The sequence below is a fragment of the Robertkochia sediminum genome (assembly GCF_016786255.1).
Classification (GTDB): domain Bacteria; phylum Bacteroidota; class Bacteroidia; order Flavobacteriales; family Flavobacteriaceae; genus Robertkochia; species Robertkochia sediminum.
In genome coordinates, this window is sequence record NZ_JADMKT010000064.1 from 163,497 (window position 1) to 180,879 (window position 17,383).

The following is a 17,383-nucleotide window of genomic DNA, read 5'->3' on the forward strand; positions in this document are numbered from 1 at the left end:
CACAGCAGTGCAGGAAGATCGTAAGGAGGTGGTTCAATTTACAAAAAATTAGTTTTTGAGCTGCGGATTTATATCCATGATATGTTCATTTTTATAGGCTTCCAGCAATCGTCCGCGTAGTAATTGTCCGCCATAGAGTTCAGCAGGTTCAATGAGCGATTCCAGTTCAAGCTCCAGAAAAGCCTTCAACATGGGTTTGGAGAGCGGAGCATAGCTGTAGTGCCAGGGCTCATAATGAAATCCCTTTCGATCCGGGTCGTTCGTATAGACCAGGAAAAATCCGTAATCACCGGCATGGGCATCCATCCATTGCTTCATCTTCGCGAATGGGCCGCCATCCTCAAATTTATCGGCCACGAGCAACCCCTCTGTTTCTCCGGCTGCCTCATCGACAAGATCCATATCGGTACCCCAATGATGCCGCGATGTACCGGGAATGGTAGAATACTCGGTAATGCGTTCTACTACCTGCAAGGGGGTAAGACCTTCTTTCCTGTATGTCTTGTATTTGTCGTTCCATATCTCTGCCTGTCGGCTGTAACTGCGAAATCCGGACACCACTTTTAAAACGACACCTTCTTTTGCGGCAGCTTCAGCCATCTTCTTAAATGCCTCCACCACCTCAGGCTGCAATCCTGAAAGGTCGTCGCGCATCGCTACTGCGACCCTTCCGCTTAAAAGATCTACAGAAAATTCCTGAGCATGCGAGCAGAGCACACTCGTAAAAACCCAACACAGCAGGAACACTTTAATTTTCATCATTTTGCCTGTTTTCCCGAATTTAAAGATTTCTCCATATAAAAATGCGGTCCTATTTTGGGGATATCGAATAAAGGACCGATAGTACGATATTCGGCCCGCTTGTAAAATCCAACCGCCTTTTCACGGGCATTCATCCAGATAAGATCCCCACCGCGGGCGACCACCTCGTTTTCCGCCTTATTCAACAGGGCACCACCAACGCCTTTACCACGATATTCATCGATTATGGCCATTCCCCTTAACTGGTACACCCCGTCTTCCTGTTTTCCGGGACGGCCGGTAAGCATAAGGGTTGCCACCCCCACCAACCGACTTTCATAGTAGGCTCCGAGGTGAAAGGTCGTTGCCAGCTCATCACCATTGAAAACAGCGCTCTCCGGCGGCCTTCCGCTTCGCAGCACCGGATGACGTACCTCCAGTACAGTGCTTTTATCAACCAGTCGCAGGTGGTAGTTCGGATTGACCCTGGCAAACAACTTCGCCGGCAAACCTTCGTAATCAAAATCTTTTATATGAAGCATCCCAAGTTTTTCGACCACCCTTAATGAAGCTACATTATCCACATGCACATGGGCGTAAATACGCCATAACCGCAACCTGAAAAATCCGTAGTCCATAGAAGCTTCGGCCGCTTCTGTGGCATAGCCCTGTCCCCAGTATTTTTTAAAAAAGCGATACCCCACCTCTGTGATACCCTCTGCGGGATGAAGTTTGAGTCCGCACCACCCCAGAAAGGCATTATCTTCTTTACGGATCACCGCCCACCGGCCGATACCGTACTTCCTGTAATCTTCATACCGTTGCAAAAACGCTTCCGCTTCGGCGGTTGAGGCAAAAGGGCTGTCTCCGGTAAATTGCAGTACTTCACTATCGGCATTGAGCGCGTAAAGCTCCATCCCGTCGCCGGGCATGAACTCCCTCAGGTAGACCCTAACCCCCTCTGTAATTCGCTTCATAAAGAAAAATATGAGCCTTTAAGATAATCTTTATTTCACAAATCCGGAGCCCTTACCTGAAGAAGGATCCTGAGAATCAACACCCTTAGCACCTCCTCCTTTTTGAGGGGCTGTTTTTGCCAAAATGACTGCAATTTTTTTTTGGTTATAATTTCAAAGAATTTATATATTTGCACCCGGAATGCGGGAGTAGCTCAGTTGGTAGAGCGTCAGCCTTCCAAGCTGAATGTCGCGAGTTCGAACCTCGTCTCCCGCTCTAAGCCCAACCTTATGGTTGGGTTTTTTTTTGCCATAAACCGGGAGGTAAACCTCTTTCATATTATGTAACTTTACGATTATGAACGAAAAAGCGCTTACACGCATTAACAAATACCTGAGCGAAGTAGGATTTTGCTCCCGCCGGGAAGCCGATAAACTGATCGCCCAGGGCCGGGTTACGGTTAATGGGGAGCTTCCCGAAATGGGCTCCAAGGTGAGTCCCGAAGACGAGATCAGAGTAAATGGCAAACTCATTAACGAGCCTGAAGAAGCTCCAGTATACCTCGCTTTCAATAAACCCGTGGGTATTGTTTGCACCACAGACACCAGGGTCGAAAAAGACAACATCATTGACTACATCAATTACCCAAAGCGCATCTTTCCCATAGGTCGGCTTGACAAGCCCAGTGAAGGCCTCATCTTTCTTACCAACGATGGCGACATCGTTAACAAGATCCTGCGGGCGCGCAACAATCACGAAAAAGAGTACGTGGTAAGGGTGAACAAACCGGTAAATAAAGATTTTATAAGACGTATGCGCAGCGGTGTTCCCATTTTAGGAACAGTTACCAGAAAATGCTTTGCCGAGCAAACCGGGCGTTACGAGTTCAGGATCATACTCACCCAGGGACTCAACCGCCAGATCAGGCGTATGTGCGAATACTTCGATTACAGAGTAACCAAACTTAAACGGGTGCGCATCATGAATGTAAACCTTGATGTGGAACCGGGTAAATGGCGCTACCTGACCCCTAAAGAGGTTGGCGAGATCAAAAATATGGTCTCCGATTCGTCAAAGACCCACCGCTAGCAGCCCCTGGAGACAGGTTAAACCCAAACTCCGCAGACTCTGGAAAAGAGACAACCCTAAGTTAGCTCAATACACCAACAGTCCACCAACAGCTTCCCTGCAACAGGTCGGGAGAAGTTAACTTCGGCCCCGGGTTCGAGTTTTCCGGCAACAGGTCAGGACAAATTAACTCCGGCCCCGGGCTCAAGTTCCCAGGCATCTTTTCCCTGCTCAAAGATACGGGCGGTAAGAGGGCCGCGAAGCACGATGTTATCTCCCTTAACTTCCAGCCAGCTGCCTTCGCGCAATCCCACCACAGGAATGCGATTAAGGGTATGAAACTCCTTGATCCTGGTCTCCCGGGTCTCGCCCATATGGGTACTCCCCTCCACAGGATCGAGATAATGCGGATTCAAATTAAAAGGTATGGCCCCAAGGGTTTTAAAGCTGGGCGGATAAATAATAGGCATGTCGTTGGTGGTTTGCATACTGAGCCCCGTAATGTTAGATCCGGCACTGGTACCCAGGTAAGGCATTCCCGAATAGATCTTTTCACGCAACACCTCCATAACGCCCTCCCCGTAGAGCTTTGTTACCAGCAAAAATGTATTTCCTCCACCCGTAAACACAGCCTCGGCATTTTTAAGACCTTCCACGGGATCCTCATAGGTGTGAAGTCCCACCACCTTCTTCCCCAAGGGCGACAAACCCTTTGCAGCCACTTCGGTATAGGCATCTTCAGAGATACCTCCAGGGCGGGCATAGGGTATAAAAGTAATCGTATCGACCTGCTCGAACATGGATTCAAGCGCCGGTAAAAGGTATTCAAGATAAGAAGCGCCGTGTACTGTAGAAGTACTGGCTACGATCATATTTTTCATGAGAAGAACGTTTTGCTGTCCCTGCAAAGATGGGCATTTTATTGTTTTTAAAACAACTTCAGGAGAAGCCTGCATCGATCATCCTTCAAACACAAGCACCTCGCTTCCCGCTGTTTTTATTTTGATTAGATCTTTTTAATGGTTAATTTCAATAAAAAATTTGCTCTTGAAACATTTACTTACCATAACACTCTGCCTCTTCACCCTCCTCGGTCATACTCAGGACGATCGCGTTCCGATCATCGGAAAGGTGCTCTACATCAACACGAATGTACCCAATGAGAATGTGATCAATATCACTGCAGAAACCGCTACAGCCACAGACGACAACGGGGAATTCATGATCGACGTAAAAGAAGGAGACATCCTGGCCTTTACTTCGCTTAACTACCAGTTCAAAACGGTAACCATCACTGCAGATATGATCGAAAAGAACAGGATCGTGGTCACCGTCGATGAAAAGATAACCGAACTGGACGAGGTGGTGATCACCCCCGAGAACAGGGAGAAATTCCTGGAGCTCAAAGGAGAGGAGTTCAAGAAGATCGATTACCAGACCGATATGTCTACCAAGGTAGATAATGTAGCCCTCCCGCTGCAGGACCAGGGAATGCAATACGGACTCAATTTTGTTAACATCTTTAAAGCCCTTTTCAACGCCAACAATAAGAATGGGGAAAACCTGCCGACCATTAAGGTATCGGAGGTATTGAGGCAGGTATACGATGACGAATTCTTCGTAACCGACCTCAGCATTCCTCAGGATAAGATCAACGAATTTCTGGTCTATATCGATCAGAACACCCCTCCCAGGGAGCTCTTGCGAAAAGATCAGGAATTTCAACTTATCGATTACCTGGTCAATCAGAGCAGGAGCTTTAACGAACTGCTAAAAGAAGGACAATAGCCCACCGGAAAACACCCTCAGCTTTACATTCAGACACCCCACCCTCTTAAACAAGAGCGATGCAGTTCGTGGCTAATGGCAGAAGTTATCATCTTTTTAACATGATAAATGCCAAAAAAGGGATACTTTTCGCGCGTTCAAAAAAATCGCATGAAAAGAATTTTAGCCCTCCTCCTATGCTGCTTGCCCTTGCTTTCAGCAGGTATCCTGCACAAATATTACGTAAGTGTAACCGACATCAACTACAACGCAGAAAGCCGTTCGATACAGATCATTGCACGTTATTTTACAGACGATCTCGACCTGTTACTAAGCGAGCGATACGGCATTAAAGCTGGCCTAATGACCGATGAAGAATCGGCTCAAGCCGACTTTTTCATTGAAAAATACCTTAAAACAAAGTTCAGGATATACCTGGATGGTGAATTACAAACCTTCGAATTCCTCGGAAAGGAATACGACTCCGATCTCACCAAATGCTACCTGGAGATCAAAAGTATCGATCCGGGCAGCTATAGCAGTATCCGGGTTGAAAATGAGGTGATGACAGAACTTTTTGAAGAGCAGAAACACATTACCCATATTAAATTTCCGGAAGGAAAGAAGAGTTTTCTCTTACACAAGGGGAATGATAAAGCTTTGTTAAACTTTTAACGTAAAAACCATTAAAAGCTAAAAATTTATATTTTTCGCGACTTAAATCACTTAAAAACAACTATGAAAAGAACCAAGTTTCTCTTTGCAGCTATTGCAACAGCCTCTTTCGGTTTGTTGCAGGCCCAGGAACAGGAACAGGAGGCTACCCCTGAAGGGCACCTCAACAATAACAGATTCCGCCAACTGTACCAGGAGTTTGCTACTCCTAACCAGTACAGAACAGGAGCCGGTGCTCCCGGTCATGCATACTACCAGCAACAAGCCGATTATAAAATGGATATTGAGCTGGATGACGAAACCCAGAAACTTTATGGTAGAGAGGTGATCACCTATACCAATAATTCTCCTGATGTTCTTGAATACCTGTGGCTACAGCTCGACCAGAACATCCGTAAGAAAGATTCACCTGCATTATTAAAAAATTCGGCTTCTGCCTCTTCTGCAGATATGGCCGGCCGTTTTGCCGACAAATACCTGGGAGAGCCTTTTGACGGAGGTTTCAACATCGAAGCTGTTACCGACACCAAAGGGAATCCGCTTACATACACCATCAACCAAACCATGATGCGCGTTGACATCAAGCAACCGCTTCAGCCGGGAGAAAGCATGTCTTTTGAGATCAAATGGTGGTACAACGTGAACAACCACGTTGTGAACAGAGCCCGTAGTGGTTATGAGCACTTTGAAGAAAATGGGAACAACGCCTATGTTATTGCCCAGTTCTTCCCAAGAATGGCCGTTTACAACGACGTTGAAGGTTGGCAGAACTATCAGTTCTGGGGGAATGGGGAATTCGCTCTTCCTTTCGGAAACTACGAAGTGAACATCACCGTACCGGAAGACCATATCATGGAAGCTACCGGTACGCTGCAAAACGCTAAAGACGTACTTACTAAAGAGCAGTACAAGCGTTTTGAAGCTTCAGCTTCATCTTATGATAAGCCCGTATTTATCGTTACGGAAGAAGAGGCCAGAGTTAATGAAACAGAAAAGGCTTCTAAAAAGAATACCTGGACCTTCAAGGCCGAGAATGTAAGAGACTTTGCTTTTGCAACTTCCAGAAAATTTATCTGGGAGCGTCAGGCAGTAAAAATGAATAACGGAAAAACCGTTATGGCCGTTTCTTTGTATCCTAAAGAAGGAAATCCGCTTTGGGAAGAATATTCTACTAAGGCAGTGATCCAGACCTTAAAAACCTATTCGCGTCATACCTTCGACTACCCCTATCCTAAGGCTGTTTCGGTTCACGCTAAGAATCAGGGAATGGAATACCCAATGATATGCTGGAACTACGGACGTCCTAATGCAGAAGGAGAATACAGCGACAGAACCAAGTTCGGAATGATCTCTGTGATCATCCACGAGGTAGGTCACAACTTCTTCCCGATGATCGTTAACTCTGACGAGCGTCAGTGGGGATGGATGGACGAAGGTCTTGACACCTTTATGCAGTACCTTGCAGAGCAGGATTTCGGTAAAAACTACCCGGAGTCTATCGACGGATACGAAAACTACCCATCGCGAAGAGGAGCACCTAAAAAGATCGTTCCTTACATGAAGGGAGACCAAAACTTTATCTCTCCGATCATGTCGAACCCGGAGAACGTATACCAGCTTGGACCTAATGCATATAGCAAGCCGGCAACAGCACTCAACATCCTTCGTGAAACCGTAATGGGGAAAGAGCTGTTTGATCACGCTTTCAAAACCTATGCGCAGCGCTGGATGTTCAAGCACCCAACTCCTGAAGATTTCTTCCGTACTATGGAAGATGCGTCTGCAGTAGACCTTGATTGGTTCTGGAGAGGATGGTTCTATTCTACGGAGGTTGTAGATATGGGCGTTAAGAACATTTCTAAACTCGTGGTTACCTCTACGCCTACCCAAAAGATCAAAGAAGCCATCGAGCAGAGAGGTTACTCCCTTTCAGATCTGCCTCCAATGGTTTACATGGTAGACGAAAACAGCGAAGAATACGCTAACGAGGTTGCCAAACAAAGTGAAGCTGAGCGTTTCAAAACGCTTACAGAATACATGATCGACAACTTTGATGCCGAAGCACGTGCCAATATGGAGATCCCTAAGTATTTCTACGAGATTACCTTTAACAAGCCGGGAGGAATCCCAATGCCGCTTATCGTTGAGTATAACTACAAAGACGGAAGCAAAGACCTCATGAAATACCCGGTACAGATCTGGAGAAAGAACGATCAGGAGGTTAAGGTAGTGTTGCCATCGAACAAGGAGATCGCAAGTGTGGTAGTTGACCCGAAAGAAGAAACTGCCGACATCAACACCGAAAATAACCAATGGCCAAGAAAAGAGGCCGATACCGAATTCGATAAGTTCAAGCAGAAGGTTAAAGGAAAATAACCTCCAAAACACTTCGCTAAAAATCTGCCGCCTAATTATTTAGGCGGCTTTTTTTTTGTTAAAAAACTACTAAACCTTTTAAGAGTAATAGTAATACTATTATTTTAGCGAGTGTAAATAGTTTATATGCAAGGATTATTCTCGAATTTCAAGATCCAGATCAATGAGAACATCTATCTCAAAGATCCGGAATCATCAAAACTTGGAAAGAAGATCATAGATCACAGCATCCTGCTAATCGACGAAATAGGCTTCGAGCATTTTACCTTTAAAAAGCTCGCAGACAAGATCGGTTCGACAGAGAGCTCGATCTACCGCTATTTCGAAAACAAGCACCAACTGCTGGTATATCTCACCGACTGGTATTGGTCCTGGATGGAATACAAACTGGTTTTCAACACCCACAACATGTCCAATCCGAGCAGCAAGCTCGAACTCGCCCTGGAGATCGTAACTATGGCGCCTGAAAAAGACGAGAACTTCTCTCATATCAATGAGGTGGTTCTCGGGAGTATTGTGATCTCAGAGTTTTCCAAATCCTACCTCACCAAGGAGGTCGATCAGGAGAACAAGGAGGGATACTTCGCCACTTTCAAGCGACTGGTAGGCAGGGTAGCCCAATTCATCACAGAGGTTAATCCGCAATACCCACATCCAAGAAGTCTGGTGTCTACCGTAATACAGGGGGCACTTCATCAACAATACAGCAAGGCACACCTGCCCAGTCTTACCGACTTCAACGACAACAAGGAGTTAGTAGATTTTTACAAACAATTGGTTCTAACGCAGATCAACGCATAACTTATGGAAAACACGAAAAAGATCATCACATCCTGGCAGCGATTTATCAATATGCTCAGCCTGGATAAAAAAGACATTTACCAGATCGCGTACTACGCCGTGTTCGCAGGTCTGGTGAGTCTTACCCTACCGCTGGGAATTCAGGCCATCATAAACCTTATCCAGGCTGCACAGCCCTCTACGAGTTGGGTGGTTCTCGTGGTATTGGTCACTCTGGGAGTAGCCTTTACCGGTATCCTTCAACTTATGCAGCTACGCATCATAGAAAATATCCAGCAAAAGATCTTTACCCGGTCGGCCTTCGAATTCTCCTACCGCTTCCCAAAGATCAAAATGAGCGAGCTGGACGACTATTATCCGCCGGAGCTGGCCAATCGTTTTTTTGATACCCTTACCATTCAAAAAACCTTATCGAAACTCCTCGTGGACATCCCGGCAGCATTCTTGCAGATCATTTTCGGATTGGTTCTGCTGTCCTTTTACCACCCGTTCTTTATCGCCTATGGCATTCTGCTCATTGTGTTGATCTACATCGTATTTAAATTCACATACAGCAAGGGGCTAAGTACGAGTCTGGAAGAATCTAAATACAAATACAAGATCGCCCACTGGATACAGGAGATCGCCCGTTCTATCGTAAGTTTCAAACTTTCAGGAAAAACCTCTCTGGCCATGCAAAAAAGCGACTCCCTGGTCAATGATTACCTCGATGCTCGCGAGAGTCACTTCCGCATACTCATCGTACAGTTCATCCAAATGATCGGCTTTAAGGTACTGGTAACCGCAGGACTCCTGGTGGTTGGTGGTTTACTGGTACTCAACCAACAAATGAACATCGGTCAGTTCGTAGCGGCAGAGATCATCATCCTTTTAGTGATCACCTCTGTAGAGAAACTCATTCTGGGGCTGGAACCTTTTTACGATATGCTTACTTCTCTTGAAAAACTGGGGCAAGCTGTAGATAAGGAATTGGAACAACAGGAAGGAGAGCTTGAGCTTGACGAGACCAAAGATGATCTTTACATTAGCCTCGAGGAGGTAGCCTATCATCAGCCTACCAGCAAAAAGAATATTATCAAGGATATTAACCTGGTCATTAATCCACGTGACCTCATCCTTGTGCGAGGGGCCAACGGATCGGGTAAATCGACCCTCCTCAAGGTCATCGCCGGATTGTTCGAACCTACAGAGGGCAATATGTTCATCAACAATCACAACGGCAGGGTTATTCGCCCCAATGCCTACAGAGCGCTTTTGGGGCATGCCATCACTGAAGAATCGCCTTTTGAGGGCACCATTCTGGAAAACCTCACCTTTGGCGACACCTCCCTTACCACCAAAGACATTGACTGGGCAATTGAGATGGCAGGCCTCAGAGAGTTCGTAAAAGCCCAACCTAACGGCCTCAATACGATCTTAAAACCCGAAGGTTGGCAAATGTCGCATACAATCATGAAAAAGATCGTACTGGCAAGGAGTATTATCAGAAAACCGAAACTCCTGATCCTTTCAGATCCGCTCAATCAGTTCGACGCCAGCGAAAAGGAACGACTTATCTCCGCATTAACCGCCCCAGAGCGTCCGTGGGCTATTATCGTAGAAAGTAACGATCCGCGTTGGGCAGCAAATTGCGGTCGCATCATTACTATGGAAAACGGAAAGATCATCAACATCAAAGAACAATCATAATGCTGAACATATCTACAAATCGTGTGAATAAAAAGGTCGATATAACCACGACCCGCTCCGGAAAGAAGGTATTCTTCAGAGAGCACCACAAAACCTTTAGCCGGTTGTTAGGAATATTCCTCCTGATCATGTTGGCCGTTATGTTCCTTCCATGGACTCAGAACGTTCGGGGAGAGGGCTACGTGACCACCTTAACCCCGGGACAGCGTCCGCAAACGGTTCATGCCATTATCCCCGGTCGGGTGGAAAAATGGTATGTGAGAGAAGGACAGCATGTAAAAAAGGGCGACACCATTGCCTTCCTTTCAGAGATCAAGGATTCCTACTTTGACCCCACCCTGCTTCAACGTACCGAAGCACGACTAAACGCCAAAAAGCAAAGCGTGGCTTCTTATGGAGGTAAGATCAAGGCTTTAGACATACAGATCGATAATCTAAGGAACGAGTTGGACCTGAAGACCCAACAGTTGCGCAATAAACTCATCCAGGCCAACCTTAAGGTGGTGAGTGACAGCATCGACCTGGAGGCTGCAAAGACCAACCTCACTATTGCCGAGAGACAATACAACCGGGCCAACATCCTTAACCAGGAAGGTCTAAAAGCACTGCAGGAGGTTGAAGATAAAAAAATGAAACTCCAGGAGGCACAGGCCAAAAAGATCTCTCTGGAGAACAAACTGCTTTCCAGTAAAAACGAAGTACTCAATACCGAGATCGAACAAGGTCGTATCCTCGCCGAATACGGCGAGAAGATCTCCAAGGCCGAAAGCGATAAGTTTTCAGCAATGAGCATGCAATTCGAAGGGGAAGGCGAAGTGAACAAACTCGCGAACCAGTACACCAACTACGAGGTACGAAGGTCATTTAACTATGTCACAGCCCCTCAGAGCGGCTTTATAAATAAGGCTCTCACATCCGGACTGGGAGAAACCGTAAAAGAAGGCGACCCCCTTGTGAGCATCATGCCCTCTGATATAGAGATCGCTGTAGAAACATTTATTTCCCCCATCGATCTTCCCCTTATCCACAAAGGTGAGAAAGTGCGTATTCAGTTCGATGGATGGCCGGTGATCATCTTCTCCGGATGGCCAAACCTATCTTTCGGAACCTTTGGAGGTACCGTAGTGGCTATAGAGAACTATATTAGCACCAACGGAAAATACCGTATCCTGATCGCCCCGGACCCGGAAGACCACCCATGGCCCGAAGAGATCCGCGCAGGATCTGGAGCCCAGACCATTGCCCTGCTCGAAGATGTACCGATCTGGTTTGAGTTATGGCGACAGTTAAACGGATTCCCTCCGAATTACTATCAACCCCAACAGCAAGATGGGGATAAAGCAATGAAAAAGAAATAATATGACCGGAAGGATTATCATAGCGCTATTTCTACTGCTCTCCCTGAAGGCCTACCCTCAGCAAAACGACAGTATCTTTGACTTGAACGAGTTTCTCGGTTTTGTCAAGAAGAATCACCCCGTTGCTGCACAGGCCAACCTGAAGATCAATACCGCACAGGCCAACCTGCTAAAAGCCCGTGGCGGATTTGATCCTAAGATCGCGGTAGATTACGATCGTAAGGACTTTAAAGACACCGAGTATTACGATCTACTCTACGGTACTTTTAAGATCCCTACCTGGTTCGGGATCGAACTGCAGGCAGGGTATGAGCTCAACGATGGAAATTTTTTAAATCCGCAGAACGTTGTGCCTGAAGACGGACTCTACAGTGCGGGGATCTCTGTTCCCATAGGTCAGGGGCTGTTTATTAACGAGCGTATGGCCACCCTGAAGCAGGCAAAGATCTTTACAGAGCTCAATGCCGCCGAAAGAGAACTCCAGATCAACCAATTGCTCTACGAATCTATCGTAGCCTACATGGACTGGTTTCGCGCCTATCGGGAGTATGAGCTCTACAGTGAGTTCCTCGAAAACGCCGATTACCGCTTGCGAAACCTGAAACGCCAGATCGAAGAGGGCGACAAAGCCCCCATTGACAGTATTGAGCTGGGTATCACCGTTCAAAACCGAAGGATCAATCTTAGAAATGCAGAACTATCGCTCCTGCGCTCCCGATTAGCCCTTTCTAACTTTCTATGGGATGAGGCTTATATACCCCTGGAGATCGCTCAGAGCATACGTCCTGCACCAAACACCCTTGAAACCCTTAGCGCGATCATTGCCAGAAATGGCGCTGAGATCACTAATTTCGACGTGGCCGCTCACCCAAAGATCAGGGCCATGCGCTCTAAGATCGAAACCCTGGAAGTAGACCGAAGACTGAAGGCAGAAATGCTAAAGCCTGAACTCAACCTCAATTACAATTTCATCACCAGTGATGCAGAACAGGTGAACACCATTAACACCGGAGATTACAAGTTCGGACTGGAATTCAGCTTCCCGATATTTCTTCGGAAAGAGCGGGGTGCCCTGCAAATGAGCAAGTTCAAGATCCAGGATGCCAATTACGCCTTTGAACAGGAAAGCCTTACCCTTAAGAACAAGGTAATCGCTTCACTGGCCAAGGTTGACAACTACGTACAACAGCGCGATCAGGTAAATCGGGTGACCACCGATTACGAAGCCCTTTTACAGGCCGAAGAGCGCAAATTCAGCTTCGGAGAGAGCTCTGTGTTTTTACTCAACTCACGGGAGCGCAGCCTGCTGCAAGCCCGTCTTAAACAGATCGAACTCAACTACAAACTGGCCGAAGCTCAGGCCGAGCTTATCAGGACTATCGTGCTGGATCCTTAACCCTGAATTTCTAAAAAATATACCCTATTTTTGCACACCTGTACCAAGGTATATTTACAAGTTGAAATTCAGTTTATCAAACATATTTAAGATGGTTAAGATCAAGACACCCGAAGAAATCGAATTGATGAGACAAAGCGCCCTCGTGGTTTCCAAGACCCTGGGAATGCTGGCAGGAGAACTTAAACCGGGTGTTACCACCAACCATCTGGACAAACTTGCTGAGGCCTTTATCAGAGACCAGGGGGCAGAACCCGGATTCCTCGGGCTATACGACTGTCCTTCTACCCTGCTCACCAGCGTTAATGAAGCCGTAGTACACGGGTTACCAACAGACAAACCCCTGGAAGAAGGCGATGTGGTATCTATAGACTGTGGTGCCCTTATGAACGGATTTTATGGCGATCACGCTTACACCTTCGAGATCGGGGAAGTAGACCCGGAAACCAAAAAACTCCTCGAGGTGACCAAGAGATCCCTCTATATCGGAATTCGTGAATTCAAGAACGGAAATCGCGTTGGCGATGTAGGTTTTGCTATTCAAAACTACTGTGAGAGTCACGGGTACGGAGTTGTGCGAGAACTTGTAGGTCATGGCATTGGAAAAAAGATGCACGAAGATCCCGAAATGCCGAACTACGGAAAACGCGGCCGCGGTAAGAAATTCCAGGAAGGTATGGTCGTAGCCATAGAGCCTATGATCAATATGGGGACCCATCGCATCAAGCAGCTTCGTGACGGATGGACCATCGTAACCGCCGACGGAAAGCCAAGTGCTCACTTTGAACACGACGTAGCCCTGATCAATGGTAAACCGGAGATCCTTTCCACCTTTAAGTACATCTATGACGTTCTGGGTATCCAAAGCGACGAGGAAGACGAGTTCAAGCAGACCGTGAAAGCATAACCCTATTCTTTCTTTTGAAAAAACTATTCAAATACGTCCTTAATACCGTACCCCGCCCCCTGCTTATCCGTTTAAGTTATGTGGTGAAGCCGGTGGTGGCTATGTATTACAGTGGCGATCGCTACACAGATCCTATTGACCAGAAAAGCTACCGAAGCTTTCTCCCATACGGATACGGCAAGCAGCGGGACAATGTACTAGCTCCCGGCACCCTTTCGCTCGAAAGGCACCGCTTGCTTTGGCTTTTCCTGAAGGAGAAGACCAATTTTTTCTCTGCACCCTTAAAGGTGTTGCATTTTGCTCCCGAACAGGCGTTCTATAAACGCTTTCGCCAACTGGAAAACCTGGAGTACACCACTACCGACCTCAATTCACCGCTGGCCGATGTGAAAGCCGATATCTGCGACCTGCCCTTTGAAGACAACAGCTTTGATGTGATCTTATGCAATCACGTACTCGAGCACATCCCAAACGATAAGAAAGCGATGCAGGAGCTCTACCGCATCATGAAACCCGGTGGCTGGGGCGTATTTCAGATCCCCCAGGAACTGGACAGGGAAATCACCTTTGAAGACGACAGCATTACCGATAGAGAAGAAAGAGCACGCATCTTTGGTCAATACGACCATGTGCGTATCTACGGGAGGGACTATTTTGACAAGCTCCGAAGCATCGGGTTCAGGGTCGAAGAAGAACAAATGGCCGCGCTTATGCCAAAAGAAAAGGCCGATACGTACCGCATCGACCCAAAAGAGATCATTCCTGTGGTAAGGAAGTAAGCCTTATTTCTTCAAGCGAAGTAACCTTTATTTACTCCTAAAATAGCAGCAAACCTTATCCCCCGAAGCAAAACTTACTACTTAGGCAGTGGTCGACGTTAGTCGTAAGGTCGCAGCAAGCCCTAATCCCCCAGCATCAGCCTTTGAAAGCCTGATGTACGGTATTCCTGCAGCCCACCCTGATCATTGAGGCTTATAATGTATACATCGAGGTGCTCAAGTCCGTTCAGGGTTTCTTTAATACCCTCTAAAGACATGCCCATAAAAGCGGTGGCATACGCATCGGCTTCCATACATGTAGGCGCCAGTACCGAAGCACTCAGGACCTTATTCTTAAACGGATACCCGGTACGCGGATCTATGGTATGTACATACTTTTCTCCGGTAACCTCATCGACCCTGTATTTGCGATAATTACCACTGGTGGCCATTGCCCGGTCGTGGAGGGCTAATTTCGCAATGAGCCTGCGCTCTCCTGCCGGTTGAAAAGGATCGTCTACAGCAACTACCCATTGTTTATCTTTTATGGTATTCTTACCCTTAGCCAGGATCTCACCACCAATTTCGACCAGGTAGTTTTCTACCCCCTGTTCTTCGAGCATCCTTCCTACGAGGTCTACACAATACCCTTTTGCCAGCGCATTAAAATCAAGGTAAACCTGTGGATGATTCTTCACGACCTTATTGCTCTCATCAATTGCGATCTTTTCCAAGCCTGTAAACACAAGAATACTGTCTACCTGGGCGCTATCCAGCGTTGCTATACCTTTTTCAGGGCCAAACCCCCAGGCATTGACCAAAGCGCCAACCGTCGGGTCAAAAACACCATTGGTGCTTTGCCATACCTCACGGGCACTAGCGAACACCTCTTCAAAATAGGCATCCACCACTACAGCAGTATCTCCCCTATTAATACGGCTGATATCACTGTCGGGAATATACGTCGACATCGAGGCGTTTACCTCGTCAAAGACCTGCGCGATCTTGCTGGTGTAGAAAACTGTATCGGAGGGCACCTCATAGATAATGGTATAGGTAGTTCCAAGGGCCTCACCCCTTTCTGTTTGCTGTACGATCTTTTGTTCGGGACGCTTACACTGCACGATCACAGCGAAAAAACAGAGTCCCAGTGCTATGTTAGCTACCGATCTCAATAATGCCATTGTAGTTTACGATATAGTTTTCTTCTTTGGTTACCGGCTTGGTATAGTCCTTTGCATTTGCGAGGCCAACCCCCGCATAATACGTACGCGCTTTGAACTTTAAGGCGTGTACCCTGATACTCTCCATAAAGATCATATCAAAGTCTTTCGGGTCTTCCGGATAAGCTATCGCTTTTACGATAATGAAGTGTAATTTCTTATTCTTAAGGCAAACGAATTGCGGATCCTTCTTGAGCTGACTGTTCACAGCCATAAACTCGAAACCTTGCTTTTCAAGGTCCTTACCTACGATGTTCATTGCCAGATTGTGCAATTCCTGTTCACTCAATACTCCCATAGTATTCAATATAAAATAAAAAACCGACACGCGAGGTGCCGGTTTTGGTATTTGTAATTTCGGTATTCATTAACCTCCAAAGTCGTCGAAACGAACATTCTCCGGTGGCACTCCAAAATCATCACACATTTTCTCCACCGCTTTGTTCATTAGTGGTGGTCCACAGAAATAGAATTCGATATCTTCAGGAGCATCGTGATGGTTCAGATAGTTTTCGATCACCACCTGGTGTACGAATCCTACGAATCCATCTCCTTCACCATCAAGACCATCTTTTACCTTCCAGTTATCTTCTTCTAGTGGCTCAGAAAGGGCAATATAGAATTTAAAGTTCGGGAAGTCACGCTCCAACGCTCTGAAGTGCTCTGTGTAGAACAGCTCACGCTTAGAACGACCACCGTACCAATACGTAACTTTCCTTCCTGTCTTAAGGGTTTTGAACAGGTGATACAGGTGCGAACGCATTGGCGCCATACCTGCTCCACCACCCACGTAAAGCATTTCTGCATCACTGTGGTTAATGAAGAACTCACCATAAGGTCCTGAGATGGTCACCTTATCTCCTGCCTTACGCGAGAAGATATACGAGGAAGCGATCCCCGGATTTACATCCATCCATCCATTCTTATTGCGATCCCATGGTGGGGTGGCAATACGAACGTTAAGCATGATATCGCGCCCTTCTGCAGGATACGAAGCCATCGAATATGCACGCTCTACAGTTTCCGTGTTCTTCATTACCAATGGCCAAAGGTTGAACTTATCCCACTCCATCTGGAATTTCTTAGGATCGTCGTGTTCTTCAGGGTGGGCAGTAATATCGATATCACTGTACTTGATCTCACATGGAGGGATCTCGATCTGGATATAACCTCCGGCCTCGTAATCCATATCCTCAGGGATACGCACTACGAATTCCTTGATAAAGGAAGCCACGTTCCAGTTACGAACAACCTCAGCCTCCCATTTTTTGATCCCAAATACCTCCTCAGGCACTTTGATCACCATATCTTGTTTTACTTTTACCTGACATCCAAGACGCCATCCTTCGGCGATCTCCTTACGGGTAAAGTGAGGGGCTTCTGTTGGAAGGATCTCTCCTCCACCCTCAGTAACGATACATTTACATTGTATACAGGTTCCCCCTCCACCACAAGCCGATGGCAGGAAGATCTTATTATCTCCAAGTGTAGAAAGTAGCGTACCTCCCGAATTCACCTGAACATCCTTCTCTCCGTTGATCTTGAGGCTCACAGGACCTGACGGCACCAATTTAGCCTTCGCTCCGAGCAGGATCCCCACAAGCGCAAAGATCAGTACCAGAAATACTACTAAACTCGCAATGATTACTGAATAATCCATTCTTTCT

Annotated in this window: 16 protein-coding genes and 1 tRNA gene; 11 read left to right on the forward strand and 6 right to left on the reverse strand. The window is 46.7% G+C overall.

Annotation, left to right across the window (positions count from 1 at the left end; all coding sequences use genetic code 11):
* Positions 1-48 precede the first annotated feature (48 nt).
* Positions 49-762, reverse strand: coding sequence for a M15 family metallopeptidase (locus tag IS446_RS02700; RefSeq protein ID WP_203058322.1), 714 nt, complete (start codon positions 760-762; stop codon positions 49-51).
* Positions 759-1,718: a GNAT family N-acetyltransferase gene (locus tag IS446_RS02705; protein ID WP_203058323.1), complete on the reverse strand. Its 960-nt coding sequence runs from the start codon at positions 1,716-1,718 to the stop codon at positions 759-761. The genes IS446_RS02700 and IS446_RS02705 overlap by 4 nt, the downstream gene beginning before the upstream one ends.
* A gap of 183 nt (positions 1,719-1,901) precedes the next feature.
* Here IS446_RS02705 and IS446_RS02710 point away from each other — a divergent pair.
* A tRNA-Gly gene (locus IS446_RS02710) sits at positions 1,902-1,974 on the forward strand.
* Between the two features lie 81 nt (positions 1,975-2,055).
* A complete protein-coding gene (rluF, locus tag IS446_RS02715) occupies positions 2,056-2,787 on the forward strand; it encodes a 23S rRNA pseudouridine(2604) synthase RluF (RefSeq protein ID WP_203058326.1) in 732 nt (243 codons plus the stop codon).
* Between the two features lie 155 nt (positions 2,788-2,942).
* On the opposite strand, the gene pepE is transcribed toward rluF, so the two are convergent.
* Positions 2,943-3,647: a dipeptidase PepE gene (pepE, locus tag IS446_RS02720; protein ID WP_203058328.1), complete on the reverse strand. Its 705-nt coding sequence runs from the start codon at positions 3,645-3,647 to the stop codon at positions 2,943-2,945.
* Positions 3,648-3,813: 166 nt separating this feature from the next.
* On the opposite strand from pepE, the gene IS446_RS02725 reads away from it, so the two are divergent.
* From IS446_RS02725 to IS446_RS02765, 9 genes are all read left to right on the forward strand, one after another.
* Positions 3,814-4,554: a peptidase associated/transthyretin-like domain-containing protein gene (locus IS446_RS02725; RefSeq protein ID WP_235996377.1), complete on the forward strand. Its 741-nt coding sequence runs from the start codon at positions 3,814-3,816 to the stop codon at positions 4,552-4,554.
* 150 nt (positions 4,555-4,704) lie between these two features.
* Positions 4,705-5,208: a DUF6702 family protein gene (locus tag IS446_RS02730; RefSeq protein ID WP_203058338.1), complete on the forward strand. Its 504-nt coding sequence runs from the start codon at positions 4,705-4,707 to the stop codon at positions 5,206-5,208.
* Positions 5,209-5,271: 63 nt separating this feature from the next.
* Positions 5,272-7,584, forward strand: coding sequence for a M1 family metallopeptidase (locus IS446_RS02735; RefSeq protein WP_203058339.1), 2,313 nt, complete (start codon positions 5,272-5,274; stop codon positions 7,582-7,584).
* Between the two features lie 126 nt (positions 7,585-7,710).
* Complete coding sequence (locus tag IS446_RS02740) at positions 7,711-8,385, forward strand: TetR/AcrR family transcriptional regulator (protein ID WP_203058340.1); 675 nt, start codon at positions 7,711-7,713, stop codon at positions 8,383-8,385.
* A gap of 3 nt (positions 8,386-8,388) precedes the next feature.
* Positions 8,389-10,074, forward strand: a complete 1,686-nt coding sequence (locus tag IS446_RS02745) for a peptidase domain-containing ABC transporter (protein WP_203058343.1) — start codon at positions 8,389-8,391, stop codon at positions 10,072-10,074.
* Positions 10,074-11,432, forward strand: coding sequence for an HlyD family secretion protein (locus tag IS446_RS02750; RefSeq protein WP_203058344.1), 1,359 nt, complete (start codon positions 10,074-10,076; stop codon positions 11,430-11,432). Before IS446_RS02745 ends, IS446_RS02750 begins: the two co-directional genes overlap by 1 nt.
* A gap of 1 nt (position 11,433) precedes the next feature.
* Positions 11,434-12,828 carry a TolC family protein gene (locus tag IS446_RS02755; protein WP_203058345.1) on the forward strand — a complete coding sequence of 465 codons (1,395 nt, stop codon included), beginning with the start codon at positions 11,434-11,436 and terminating at the stop codon, positions 12,826-12,828.
* Between the two features lie 91 nt (positions 12,829-12,919).
* Positions 12,920-13,735: a type I methionyl aminopeptidase gene (gene map / locus IS446_RS02760; protein ID WP_203058346.1), complete on the forward strand. Its 816-nt coding sequence runs from the start codon at positions 12,920-12,922 to the stop codon at positions 13,733-13,735.
* 14 nt (positions 13,736-13,749) lie between these two features.
* Positions 13,750-14,514, forward strand: a complete 765-nt coding sequence (locus tag IS446_RS02765) for a class I SAM-dependent methyltransferase (RefSeq protein WP_203058348.1) — start codon at positions 13,750-13,752, stop codon at positions 14,512-14,514.
* A 122-nt stretch (positions 14,515-14,636) separates the two neighbouring features.
* Here the strand turns inward: IS446_RS02765 and IS446_RS02770 are convergent, their stop codons facing one another.
* The 3 genes from IS446_RS02770 to nqrF all read right to left on the reverse strand — a co-directional run bounded on the left by IS446_RS02770 (position 14,637) and on the right by nqrF (position 17,376).
* A complete protein-coding gene (locus IS446_RS02770) occupies positions 14,637-15,677 on the reverse strand; it encodes an FAD:protein FMN transferase (protein ID WP_203058350.1) in 1,041 nt (346 codons plus the stop codon).
* Positions 15,652-16,014, reverse strand: coding sequence for a Na(+)-translocating NADH-quinone reductase subunit F (locus IS446_RS02775; RefSeq protein ID WP_203058352.1), 363 nt, complete (start codon positions 16,012-16,014; stop codon positions 15,652-15,654). Before IS446_RS02775 ends, IS446_RS02770 begins: the two co-directional genes overlap by 26 nt.
* A gap of 69 nt (positions 16,015-16,083) precedes the next feature.
* Positions 16,084-17,376, reverse strand: a complete 1,293-nt coding sequence (nqrF, locus tag IS446_RS02780; protein WP_203058353.1) for an NADH:ubiquinone reductase (Na(+)-transporting) subunit F — start codon at positions 17,374-17,376, stop codon at positions 16,084-16,086.
* Positions 17,377-17,383 lie beyond the last annotated feature (7 nt).

Coding starts and splice junctions, on each gene's coding strand:
- IS446_RS02755 (WP_203058345.1), top strand. CDS start 11,434: ATGACCGGAAGGATTATCATAGCGCTATTTCTACTGCTCTCCCTGAAG.
- pepE (WP_203058328.1), bottom strand. CDS start 3,647: ATGAAAAATATGATCGTAGCCAGTACTTCTACAGTACACGGCGCTTCT.
- nqrF (WP_203058353.1), bottom strand. CDS start 17,376: ATGGATTATTCAGTAATCATTGCGAGTTTAGTAGTATTTCTGGTACTG.
- IS446_RS02740 (WP_203058340.1), top strand. CDS start 7,711: ATGCAAGGATTATTCTCGAATTTCAAGATCCAGATCAATGAGAACATC.
- IS446_RS02775 (WP_203058352.1), bottom strand. CDS start 16,014: ATGGGAGTATTGAGTGAACAGGAATTGCACAATCTGGCAATGAACATC.
- IS446_RS02745 (WP_203058343.1), top strand. CDS start 8,389: ATGGAAAACACGAAAAAGATCATCACATCCTGGCAGCGATTTATCAAT.
- IS446_RS02750 (WP_203058344.1), top strand. CDS start 10,074: ATGCTGAACATATCTACAAATCGTGTGAATAAAAAGGTCGATATAACC.
- IS446_RS02770 (WP_203058350.1), bottom strand. CDS start 15,677: ATGGCATTATTGAGATCGGTAGCTAACATAGCACTGGGACTCTGTTTT.
- IS446_RS02705 (WP_203058323.1), bottom strand. CDS start 1,718: ATGAAGCGAATTACAGAGGGGGTTAGGGTCTACCTGAGGGAGTTCATG.
- IS446_RS02735 (WP_203058339.1), top strand. CDS start 5,272: ATGAAAAGAACCAAGTTTCTCTTTGCAGCTATTGCAACAGCCTCTTTC.
- rluF (WP_203058326.1), top strand. CDS start 2,056: ATGAACGAAAAAGCGCTTACACGCATTAACAAATACCTGAGCGAAGTA.
- IS446_RS02730 (WP_203058338.1), top strand. CDS start 4,705: ATGAAAAGAATTTTAGCCCTCCTCCTATGCTGCTTGCCCTTGCTTTCA.
- IS446_RS02700 (WP_203058322.1), bottom strand. CDS start 762: ATGATGAAAATTAAAGTGTTCCTGCTGTGTTGGGTTTTTACGAGTGTG.
- map (WP_203058346.1), top strand. CDS start 12,920: ATGGTTAAGATCAAGACACCCGAAGAAATCGAATTGATGAGACAAAGC.